General features: G+C 48.5%; 11 protein-coding genes. 4 read left to right on the top strand and 7 right to left on the bottom strand.

From position 1 onward, the window contains the following. The first annotated feature begins 258 nt into the window (after nt 1-258). Both ACQY6I_RS19255 and rimI read left to right on the top strand, forming a co-directional pair. Nucleotides 259-876, top strand: a complete 618-nt coding sequence (locus ACQY6I_RS19255; RefSeq protein ID WP_428243134.1) for a hypothetical protein — start codon at nt 259-261, stop codon at nt 874-876. After that, nucleotides 866-1,303: a ribosomal protein S18-alanine N-acetyltransferase gene (gene rimI / locus ACQY6I_RS19250; RefSeq protein WP_428243133.1), complete on the top strand. Its 438-nt coding sequence runs from the start codon at nt 866-868 to the stop codon at nt 1,301-1,303. Before ACQY6I_RS19255 ends, rimI begins: the two co-directional genes overlap by 11 nt. Here the strand turns inward: rimI and cmoB are convergent. Together cmoB and cmoA are read right to left on the bottom strand one after the other, a co-directional pair. After that, on the bottom strand, nt 1,275-2,303 hold the full coding sequence (gene cmoB, locus ACQY6I_RS19245; RefSeq protein ID WP_428243132.1) for a tRNA 5-methoxyuridine(34)/uridine 5-oxyacetic acid(34) synthase CmoB: 1,029 nt from the start codon (nt 2,301-2,303) through the stop codon (nt 1,275-1,277). The two genes, rimI and cmoB, sit on opposite strands and share 29 nt — an antisense overlap. Next, nucleotides 2,300-3,019, bottom strand: a complete 720-nt coding sequence (gene cmoA / locus ACQY6I_RS19240; protein ID WP_428243131.1) for a carboxy-S-adenosyl-L-methionine synthase CmoA — start codon at nt 3,017-3,019, stop codon at nt 2,300-2,302. Before cmoA ends, cmoB begins: the two co-directional genes overlap by 4 nt. A 269-nt stretch (nt 3,020-3,288) precedes the next feature. Here cmoA and iolB point away from each other — a divergent pair, with 269 nt between their 5' ends. Together iolB and ACQY6I_RS19230 are read left to right on the top strand one after the other, a co-directional pair. After that, the gene (gene iolB, locus ACQY6I_RS19235) at nt 3,289-4,098 is read left to right on the top strand and encodes a 5-deoxy-glucuronate isomerase (RefSeq protein WP_428243130.1); all 810 of its coding nucleotides are present in this window, start codon (nt 3,289-3,291) and stop codon (nt 4,096-4,098) included. A 350-nt stretch (nt 4,099-4,448) separates the two neighbouring features. Continuing rightward, nucleotides 4,449-5,531: a Gfo/Idh/MocA family protein gene (locus ACQY6I_RS19230; protein WP_428243129.1), complete on the top strand. Its 1,083-nt coding sequence runs from the start codon at nt 4,449-4,451 to the stop codon at nt 5,529-5,531. 19 nt (nt 5,532-5,550) lie between these two features. Here ACQY6I_RS19230 and ACQY6I_RS19225 read toward each other — a convergent pair whose 3' ends face one another. The 5 genes from ACQY6I_RS19225 to iolD form a co-directional block, all read right to left on the bottom strand. Then, nucleotides 5,551-5,742 carry a hypothetical protein gene (locus tag ACQY6I_RS19225; protein WP_428243128.1) on the bottom strand — a complete coding sequence of 64 codons (192 nt, stop codon included), beginning with the start codon at nt 5,740-5,742 and terminating at the stop codon, nt 5,551-5,553. A gap of 89 nt (nt 5,743-5,831) precedes the next feature. Further along, nucleotides 5,832-6,758, bottom strand: coding sequence for a sugar ABC transporter substrate-binding protein (locus ACQY6I_RS19220; protein ID WP_428243127.1), 927 nt, complete (start codon nt 6,756-6,758; stop codon nt 5,832-5,834). 60 nt (nt 6,759-6,818) lie between these two features. Beyond that, nucleotides 6,819-8,321, bottom strand: a complete 1,503-nt coding sequence (locus ACQY6I_RS19215; RefSeq protein ID WP_428243126.1) for a CoA-acylating methylmalonate-semialdehyde dehydrogenase — start codon at nt 8,319-8,321, stop codon at nt 6,819-6,821. A 48-nt stretch (nt 8,322-8,369) separates the two neighbouring features. Beyond that, nucleotides 8,370-9,269 (bottom strand): myo-inosose-2 dehydratase, encoded by a 900-nt coding sequence (gene iolE / locus ACQY6I_RS19210; RefSeq protein WP_428243125.1) that lies wholly within the window; start codon nt 9,267-9,269, stop codon nt 8,370-8,372. A gap of 71 nt (nt 9,270-9,340) precedes the next feature. Next, complete coding sequence (gene iolD / locus ACQY6I_RS19205) at nt 9,341-11,191, bottom strand: 3D-(3,5/4)-trihydroxycyclohexane-1,2-dione acylhydrolase (decyclizing) (protein WP_428243124.1); 1,851 nt, start codon at nt 11,189-11,191, stop codon at nt 9,341-9,343. Between the last annotated feature and the right edge of the window lie 106 nt (nt 11,192-11,297).

Below are 11,297 nucleotides of genomic sequence, written 5' to 3'. Positions count from 1 at the left end.
ACCCCGGTCTGGGATCAGATCGGGGTTTTTTTATGTCTGTCACTCAGCGCTCCTCAGCACACATAACCGCTAAACCGTATGCTACACTCCCCGCTGGGGAATCTTGTGAATCTGATTTGGTAGAGAATGCATGTGAACCATCATGAGTATTTAACGTCTGTTTTTAAAGTACGACCCTGGAGCTCCCGGTTTCTACTGCACGCACCTGTCAGGCAAATCTCTGCTTCTGAAGACTACGATGATACAAAAGAGCCGCCGGTGCCCCTCACCGAAGAGCTAGCATCGTTATCTCCCCATACATCTGAAAGACCCGCTATTCAGCCATTTTCGGTTGAACCCCAGGCTAAAACTACAGAACAAGTACTCTCTGATTCTGCCCCTGAGGAGGATGATTCTTCTGTTGCTCAAGTAGCGGTATATGGTGAACCGGTAACATTTAATCTGGTGATTATGATTACGGGTGACTATGTGTTGATTGATGGGGTAGATGGCAGAATTGACCCTGTTGTAAGGGAGCTCAAGCACAGGCTTGCCAACAATATTATGAAGATATTCAGTTCAAACAGGCCGCAGTTTTATGAGCTTTCATGGCCCCTATTTGATCATCCAGATGCACCAAAAGATGCTCCAACTGCGCGCGAATATGTACAAAGCAAATTAAAAACGTTCGTAGAACATGACGACGTAATGTTGATTGTCTGTGGTAAGGTCGCTGAACAGTATTGTATCGGTAACAACCATAAACCAGGCGATTCACTGAGCTCTACAATGGGCCGTTGTCTGGTAACATTCAGTTTAAGTCAGTTACTGAGTTCCCCTAAAATGAAACGGGAATTTTATCAGTATTTGATTCCGCTGGTGAAAGATGAAAATTAGATTTGCCCGGCCGGAGGATCTTCAGGCTTTGGTTTCCCTCGATGAAGATCACGATTTTCCTTGGGGAGGGCAGAATATAACAAGTTCAATAGACGGAACCAGAAAGACTCTGTGTCTGACAGTTGATGATCAGATTACGGGCTTTCTAGCCTATAGTCTGATTCAGGACCAATTGGATATTTTGCATGTCGCGATTGCCAGTGAGTACCAGGGGCGTGGTTATGGGCGTCGATTGCTGAATTTCCTGCTGACAGATATTGGGTTATCTGCGGGAACCGAGGTGTTTCTGGAGGTGAGAGTCAGTAATACGCCAGCGATATGTTTGTATCAATCAATGGGTTTTAATGAGATTGGCATACGAAAAAACTATTATCGATATGCCAATCATTGCGAAGACGCTATTCAGATGGTTTTGACGCTGGTTTGACGTGGTAGCGAGGTAATCTGATATTTTCCAGCGGTTTGCGGGCAATCAGGATTGCTCTTCGCGGAGCTGGTAACCCTTCGATGGTCGTGTGCTCCATATCAGGGTGAAGATAGTCTGGCAGAGAAGTGCCAGGTTTCCAGTCAGAATGTTTCTGCTCTTGTGTGCTCGTGTATGACTCCTCAACAGTACGAACCTCAACAAATCCTGTTTTCCTGAGCCAGGATTCCAGCACTTTTGATGATGGCAAAAAGTAGATATTGTTCATCATTGCGTATCTGCCTTCAGGCACTAAGACTGTTTTTTCGTCTCCTTCTACCACCAATGTTTCCAAAACCAATTCTCCACCAGGTTTTAATGCAGCTTTCAGATCGGTCAAGTGATCAAAAGGAGATCTGCGGTGGTATAACACTCCCATGGAAAACACCGTATCCCAGAACTCCATATTGGCCGGAAGCTGTTCAAGAGTCATGGGCAATACATTCAGCTTCTGAGTTTGAACAAATTGATTCAGTGCCAGAAACTGACAAACGCTCAGATAGCTGGGATCGATGCCTGTCACGGTGGCAGCTCCTGCTGCAAGCATTCGAAAGCCGTAGTAGCCGTTACCACTGCCAACATCCAACACTTTTCTGTTTTGTAGGTCAGAAATAAACGGCACAACTCTGTTCCACTTAAGATCACAACGCCACTCTGCATCGATGCGGTGATCAAAAATTTGGAAAGGGCCTTTTCTCCAGGGCATCAATTTTTTGAACAGCTGTCCAATATCTTCTGATTGGGAGGATGATATTTTGTTAGAGAAGACGGTGACCCAGTCTTGATTTAACTGACAAGTAATATCGGGAACAACCGGTATCTGTTGAAGAGTATTCAGGAAGCGGGGTAAATTGCCGTCTTTTGACTGAAACCAGAGGTGTTGCAGCAGTTCCTCAAATGCAGGACGCCACTTGGCAAATCCATGATTCTCAAGACAGCTCAGGTGTTGTTCGAAGTAATTCATTTTTGGGCAATAATCGAAATAAAGTTAAAACATTGAAACCATTTTTCAGAGCGGCGGAAACCTGCTTGTCTGAGCCGTTCTTGATGTGTGACAAGGCTATCGGTAATCATGACATTCTCAAGTGCCTTGCGTTTCTGGCTGATCTCCAGCTCGCTATAACCCTGGACTTTCTTGAAGTTCAGGTGCAGCTCATTTAACCATTCGGTATCTGCTTCGAGAGCGATTTTCTCTGAAAGAATCAAAACACCACCAGGCTTTAAACCATGGTAAATATTTTTAAGTATGGCCAGTCGTCGATCTGGACTAATAAACTGAAGAGTGAAGTTCATGACAACTACGCTGGCATTTTCTATTCGAGTGTCTTCGAGGTTCTCATGTGTTAACTGAATCGGCGTCGGGTAATCTTCGGTTTCAATAAAGTCCCTGGCACGCTGGAGCATGTCAGCAGAGCTGTCGACGGCGATAATCTGACAGCCAGTCTGACTCAAACGATGTTGTATCGACAGCGAAACAGCTCCAAGAGAACAACCCAGATCGTAAATATTACTGTCACTTTGCGCGTAGTAATCGGAGATAGCGCCGATATTACTGACCAGAGTACTGTAACCCGGGATCGAGCGCTTGATCATATCCGGAAAAACCCGGGCGACGCGTTCGTTGAATTGGAAGTCTTCGATTGATGAGAATTCTTGCGAAAAGAGTTGATCCCGTTCCATCTATATAACCGCTGATATAAAGAGGCGGCTATTCTAACAGGGTCTGCTCTGGCTTAAACGGTCTGATGTTGCTTTTAGTTAGCACGATTGGGTGCAACGAACCGAATTTTGTTCATTGATGTTGGCTATTGATATCATCGGAAAACGTTTGTTCAATGGAATAAATATTTCATGTATGATTGCATAAATATAAACATTTCATTTTATAATTCTTTTATTCACGAGTTTTAACGTTCTCTTCCAACAGTACAGCATATCAGGAGCAAGCCATGTCAAAATTGCTAGTTCGCCCCGGAGATCCGGACCAAAATGGTCGTATCCTCCAGATTACGCCTGAGTCCGCAGGCTGGAAATATATTGGTTTTGAAGTCTATAAATTGTCGCCTGGTCAGAAATTGGAACAGCAGACACTGGATCAGGAAGTTTGTTTGGTGCTGGTGAGTGGGTGTGCAACAGTCAGTACTGGAGATCAGGTCTGGGAAAATATTGGTGCACGGATGGATGTGTTTGAAAAAATACCTCCTTATGCTGTCTACATTCCCAATGACAGTCAGTACGTTGTTGAAGCAACGACTGAGCTGGAGCTGGCAGTTTGTAAGGCACCCGGTTTCGGAAATCATAAAGCCAGGTTGATAGAACCTGATCCTGACAAAAAATGTTCAACTAGAGGACAGGGTTCCAATACTCGTTTTATTCAGGATATTCTGCCGGACTGGGATGAATCTGCAGATAGCCTGTTGGTGGTGGAGGTTTATACGCCGGCAGGGAACTGGTCCAGTTATCCCCCTCACAAACATTCTGTAGATAATCTGCCGCAGGAATCATTTCTGGAAGAAACCTATTACCACCGGCTGAATCCGTCTCAAGGTTTTTCATTCCAACGTGTCTACAATGATGATCGTTCTCTGGACGAGACGATGAGTGTTGAAGACCGAAATGTGGTTATGGTGCCGGAAGGTTATCATCCGGTGGGCGCGCCTCATGGTTATGATCTGTATTATCTGAATGTCATGGCGGGTCCAAAACGGGTCTGGAAATTCCATAATGATCCGGATCACGAGTGGATGCTGAAATCATAATAAGTCATGACGCAGCTGCTCTGATGCCAACTTATGACGACATATCGCTGAAACCACCGGTCACATCTGCAAGTGTTGGATAGCCGGGGTTTCGCAAGCAATGGCTTGTCTTTCCCCGGGGTAGTTACACAGTGCTGTTAAGCAGCTGGAGGTATCAGCTCTGCCAACTACTGTGATTGTGGTGATGGTTTCATCGATTATCTATTTACTGATGTATCTGTTTTTGCTGTCTAAAGAAACCCAGGCTGTGGAGGGGATGCATAAGTTTGGCCGTTTCATAGGAGCCAATATTTTTTTGTATCAAAAAAATGTTAAGGTCATAATCGTGTATCGCTGACTTCTGATCGCATATGTCTATCAGCACGGGTCCTGATCAGGGGCTGCTTATTGATCAACAGGGGGTAGGTATGAATCAACCATCAAATGATTCCAATATCAAGAAGGTAAAATGGGGCATTATCGGCACTGCAAATATTGCCCGCAATGCTATTGTGCCGGCACTCCAGGCGAGTCCCTGGTGTGAGATCCAGGCAGTTGCGTCACGCAATATAGATAAATCAAAGGACTTTGCCGCAGAGTTTAGCATTCCGGTGGCCTATGACAGTTACGATGAAATACTGGATGATCCCGATATTGAAGCTGTTTATATCCCTCTGCCCAATCATTTACATCTGGAATACGCATTAAAGGCCGCACAAAAGGGAAAGCATGTTTTGTGTGAAAAACCGATTACTATGAATGCCAAGGAAGCTGAACAATTACGTGAGACCCCTGATGGAATTATTGTTGCCGAGGCGTTTATGGTTCGTCATCACCCACAGTGGCATAAATTACGGCAGCTGATTCATAGTGGGCAATATGGTCAAGTCAGAAATATGCAGGCGATGTTTTCCATTAGCCTGGATAAGCCCGATGATTTTCGGTTTAAACCAGAATTTGGTGGTGGTGCTATTTACGATCTCGGGTGTTATACCACGGTGAGTGCTCGTTATGTATTTGAACAGGAGCCGGAAAGGGTGTTCTGTTCAGTAATTCGCGATCCTGCCAGTCAGGTCGATATGACCGCCAATGCGATTCTGGATTTTGGTAATGGTCGTCGTGCCACATTTACGGTGAGCATGGAGATGGCGGCGAGTCAGAGGCTGCAGGTTATCTGTGAGAAAGCATTGATAGACTTGCCTGCACCGTATGTTCCTGGAGAGCAGCACCCTGCTGAAATATGGGTGAGTGAAACGGGGGATCTGACAGAAATGTTGATGCGACCTGTGGAAGTGGATCAGGTGGCTCAGTATGAAAATGAAGTCACCAATTTTTCCAAAGCTGTTCGCGGAGAGATCACTCAGGAATATGCTGTTGAAGACGCTATCCGGCAGATGAAGGTGATAGACGCATTGTTTGCCTCTGCAGCCACGGAAACCTGGCAGTCAGTTTGATAACTAATCGGTGACGGGGCTATTCCCCGTCACTGTGTTCGTCTGGAGAGATGGGCTCGAAGTTATAGAACAAAGCCCAAAGACAATACCCGGTCATGCCAAGGGCAATGATGCCCCAGAAAGAAGAGCCTGTTGCCCATTCATACAGTGCCCATACGAAGCAAAATACAGTTACGGCGATGCGCCGCCACAATGGTTGAAAAAAGACCATATCCCTTTCTTTCATATAACTTACTCTCGTGTTCAAGCCGGTGATGAAGCTTAGCAGTCAGGTCTATGAGTACAAGCCTTTTCAAAACCTCAGTGCTGTAGATACTGTTCCATGTTCGCCGGAGTGACCAGTTCAAAAGGAATCCAGATATTCCTGGGCACGGCCTGACCTGCAACGAGTTTTTGAGCGACCCGAATGCTAACAGCTCCTTGTTCTGAGGCGTTTTGGTAGACCGTAATGTCAAGGTCACCGGATTCCATGGCTCTAAGGCCGTCAGGTGTGGCGTCAATGCCGGCAATGACCAGACTGTCCATATCTGCATGAGCAGCTTTGAGAGCCTGTATGGCGCCGATGGCCATTTCGTCATTATTGGCAATGACCGCATTAAACTTGATGCCTGTGGTCAGCCAGTTGCTCATGAGGTCATAGGCTTCAGTCCGTGACCAGTTGGCCACACGGTTATCGACGATGCTGATACCGGAACACTCCGGAGTCGCCAGGACATCTCTGATATCCTGGGTTCGGGTGTGGGCTGAATGGTTTTCGAGCGGTCCCATGATGACCACCACATTGCCACGGCCATTTAGTCGCTGGCAGACGGCTTCTGTTTGCAGTGTGCCGGAATCGAGTTCATTGGAGCCGATGAAGCTGGCTGTATCGGGCAGTCGATCAACATCAATGGGTGGATGGTTGACATAAACCAGAGGAATATTGGCTTCTTTGGTAAGTTGAGTAATGGCCATGGTGGAATCACCGTCGACGGCATTAACGATAATGGCGTCAACACCACTGGCAATGAAACTCTGTACTTGATTAAGTTGGCGACCCACGTCCAGGTTTGCATCTTCAATTTGTAGGTGCACATCAGGTGTCGTTTGCGCCTGTGTCTTCATGCCATTTAACAAAATGGTCAGAAAAGGATTGTCCAGGGAGGTCATGGTTACGCCGATATTGAGTGCCGAGCTGTATCCACAGAGGACACTGCAGAACACCGCAATTATTATTTTTATCTTCATTGCGTTTGTCCGATACAGTTGAAAAGACCGGTAAATCAGGCTTACCAGTCAACAATTGGCTTACTTCATGGTTGGCATGGAAAACTCGGCACCAGCTCTCTGGCCAGTCGGCCAGCGGGCAGTGACGGTTTTCATTTTAGTATAAAACCGCACGCCATCCGGTCCATGCATGTGCAACGGACCAAACAATGAACGCTTCCAGCCACCAAAACTATGGAACGCCATTGGCACTGGAATAGGGATGTTTACACCAACCATGCCGACCTGAATATCTTCGCAGAATTGTCGTGCACTATCACCATCGCGGGTGAAAATAGCGGTGCCATTGCCGTACTCATGAGCATTAATGAGTTTTACCGCTTCATCGTAACTCTTCACTCTGACAACTGACAGTACCGGTCCGAAAATTTCCTCGTTATAAATCCGCATTCCCGGTTTGACATGATCAAACAGGGTCGGACCCACAAAATAGCCGTTTTCATGACCCGGATAAGTAAAGTTACGGCCATCAACAATCAACGTGGCACCTTCTTCCACGCCGCTATCGATATAAGCTTTAACTTTGCCAGCGTGTTCTTTGCTGATCAACGGTCCCATATGGCTCTCTTCCGGCAAACCGATACCCGGGCCAACACGCATGGTTTCGATTTCTTTAGTCAGAGATGATACCAGGTGATCAGCCACCTCATCACCAACGCAGACAGCCACCGAAATGGCCATGCAGCGTTCGCCGGCAGATCCATAGGCCGCACCCATCAACGAGTGGACGACCTGTGTTGGATCTGCATCCGGCATGATGACCATGTGATTTTTGGCACCACCCAGTGCTTGTACCCGTTTGCCGTGTTCGCTGGCTGTCCGGTAAATATATTCGGCAATGGGGGTCGAACCGACAAAGCTGACAGAAGTGATCCGGTCGTCGGTTAACAACACATCAACAGCTTCTTTGTCACCATTGACGATATTGAATACACCGTCGGGCAGTCCGGCTTCCGCCAGCAGTTCCGCCAGCCGGTACGTCGTACCCGGATCTTTTTCGGAGGGCTTCATCACGAATGTATTACCACAGGCGATGGCAATCGGAAACATCCACATTGGTACCATGGCAGGGAAATTAAACGGTGAAATACCGGCACAAACACCTACCGGCTGCATCAGTGAGAAACTGTCCACGCCACGGCCGACATTGAGGCTGTGCTCTCCTTTAAGTAAGTGAGGAATGCCACAAGCGAATTCCACGACTTCCAGACCCCGGGTCAGTTCGCCTTTGGCATCGGAAAAGACTTTGCCGTGCTCGGATGTAATCATGGTGGCCAGTTCGTCGACATGTTCTTCAACGAGTGCCTTGAATTTAAACAGGATGCGGGCCCGATTTAACGGTGTCACTTTGCTCCAGGTGGCGAATGCCTTTTCCGCCGCAGTGATGGCCTGACGGGTTTCTTCGGCAGAGGACAGTGCCACCTGAGATGACTGTTCTCCGGTTGCCGGATTAAAGACAGGGCCAAAGCGTTCACTGGTGCTGGCCACTGCCTGATTGTTGATAAAATTTCCGAGTACTTTCATGTTCTACATCCTCGTTTTGTCTTCGCCGACCGTTTCCGCCTGGTCGTGTTACTTTTGAATGCTCAGTCCCGCGTCAGCGCACAGCTTGACCAGATTGTCATGCCCCATGGTTGCATAAGTGAGTGGGTGGGCAACGGCAGGATCCTGTTCTGCTTCGACCACCAGCCAGCCTTCGTAGTTGGCTTCTTTGAGTCCCTTGAACAGAGTTGGATAGTCGATAAAACCGTCTCCTGGCACGGTAAACACACCATCGAGTACCGAATCGAGAAAGCTTCTGTCGCGATTGAGTGAATCGGTCAGTACTGCCTTTCTCATGTCTTTGCAGTGCACATGATTAATTCGACTGGCATACCGTTTTTGAAGGGCGATCGGATCACCACCAGCATAGGTCAGGTGACCGGTATCGAGCAGCAGTCCAACGGAATCCCGGGTCATGTCCATCAGTCTGTCCACTTCTGTCTCAGTTTGAACGACAGTCCCCATATGGTGATGGTAGGCAATTTTGATACCCTGATCCTGGCAGTAGTCGGCCACCTGATTCAGGCGGCTGGTGAACTCTTTCCATTGATCGTCGGTCATGTTGGGTTTATGGGACAAAGGGGTTTCTCGTTGTCCGTGTATACAGTGGGTTACTTCACAGTAAACCATGGTGGTTGCGCCCAGGTCCTTTAATAACTTGAGATGCCCCTGGATGGCTTCGATTTCTGCTTCAACGCTGCGGGTCAGTAGTTCAGAGCTGTACCATCCCGACACCAGACTCAGGTTGTGGCTGTCCAGAATAGGGCCAAGAACTTCGGAGCTACGGGGAAACTTCTGTCCCAGCTCAAAGCCGGAAAATCCAGCCTGTTTACCTTCGCTCAGGCAGGTTTCCAGAGGTGTATCTGCGCCGAGTTCGGGCAGATCATCATTGGTCCAGGTCAGTGGATTGATACCCAGTCTAACGCTCATTTTTTATTCTCCAAGAAATGTTGGCGCTGTTTGCCGGCAGTCGCTGCCGGCAAACGTTCGTTTTAGGAAGTTTAGAAATTCTTTGCCTGTTTGACTTTCTGCTCTTCGTACCCTTTCCGGGATTGCTGCACTTCTTTGCGTGGTGATACTTCGGGAATGGCAACATCCCACCAGGCTCCACCTTCGCTGGCCACCGTCACGGCATCAGTATCGATGGCAATGACATAGCTGATATCGGATGCTTTGGCCCGTTCCAGTGCGGCTTCCAGTTCGGTAATGTTGTGAACCTGTTCTGAGCGGGCACCGAGCGCGGCGGCATGAGCGGCAAAATCTGTTTTCGGGGCACCGTTTTCAGTACTCAGACAATCTTCCAGAAGATTATTGAAAGGCGCGCCACCGCAGGCGTTCTGCAACCGGTGAATACAACCAAAGCCCCGGTTATCCAGTACCACGACAATGATTTTCAGCCCCAGCATGACGGAAGTGGCCAGCTCTGAATTGAGCATCAGGTAAGAGCCATCTCCGACCATCACGAAGATTTCCGATTCCGGCCGTGCCATTTTAGTGCCTACACCGCCAGGAATTTCGTATCCCATACAAGAGTATCCGTATTCCATGTGATAACCCTTGTCATAGCGGGTACGCCAGAGTTTCTGAAGCTCTCCAGGCAGGCCTCCGGCAGCACAGACGACAATGTCTTTTTCTCCGACTGCCCGGTTGACTGCGCCCACACATTCCGCATCGGTAGGCAGGTTGGTACCGCGATCGGTGGTGGCGGTATCCACTGATTTATCCCACTCGGCTTTGAGTTGTGCGGCTTTTTCAATCCATGCTCCATCGGGTTGCCAGCCTTCCAGGCCAGTTTGCAGCTGTGGCAGGATAGTTTTGGCATCCCCTACCAGAGACTGTCCTTTGTGTTTAATAGCATCAAATGACGCGACATTGAGACACAACAGTTTGGCGTCCGGGTTAATCAGTGCTCTGGAGCCTGAGGTAAAATCTCCCAGACGGGTACCGACTGCAATGATCAGATCGGCTTCGGCGGCCAGTGTATTCGTGGAAGCAGCGCCGGTTACGCCCATACTGCCCATATTGTCCTTGTGGTCCCATGGCAAGGCACCTTTGCCCGCCTGTGTTTCTCCCACCGGTAAATGATAGCTGGAGACAAAGCTGTCCAGCTCAGTCACGGCACCGGAGTAATGTACGCCACCACCGGCCACCACCAGCGGTTTCCTGGCCTGACGGATCAGGGTAATGGCTTCCAGCAACTCATTGGCATCGGCTCCCGGGCGGCGTTGACGATGAATCTTTTCGGCAAAGAAGCTTTCCGGATAATCGAATGCCATGGTTTGTACGTCTTGTGGAATTGCCAGGGTGACCGGACCACATTCCACTGGATCGGTTAACACTCTCATTGCTTGTGGAAGAGCGCTGAGTAATTGTTCCGGGCGGGTAATACGATCAAAAAAACGACTGACCGGTTTGAAGCAATCGTTCGATGTCAGAGTCATATCATGAAAGTTTTCGATTTGCTGCAATACCGGGTCCGGCATCCTGGTGGCAAATGTGTCTCCAGGCAAAAACAACACTGGAATGCGATTGACATGAGCAACGGCAGCTGCGGTGACCATGTTGACTGAGCCTGGTCCGGCAGAAGCGGTACAGGCCATCATCTGGCGGCGGTTCATGGTTTTGGCATAAGCAATGGCAGCATGTGACATAGCTTGTTCATTATGAGCACGATAAGTGGGCAACTCATCGCGCACGCGATACAGCGCTTCACCCAGACCGGCGACATTGCCGTGACCAAAGATTGCCCATACACCGGCGAACATGGGTTTGATCTCGCCATCGATGTCCACTTTCTGAGCGGTCATGTATTTGATGATGGCCTGGGCCATCGTGAGTTTAATTGTTTTCATGATTGCTGACCTCTTGAATCTTGATTCTGCTAAAGAGCTGAAACGCCAGTCTGGCCGGTACAGCCTAACGCCATTGCCGGCTGGCATTGCTGATGTACTGCAATAC

This window comes from Gynuella sp. (genome assembly GCF_050297175.1).
GTDB lineage: Bacteria > Pseudomonadota > Gammaproteobacteria > Pseudomonadales > Natronospirillaceae > Gynuella.
The sequence above is the reverse complement of the archived record's forward strand: the minus strand, read 5'-3'. Positions and strand labels throughout refer to the sequence as shown.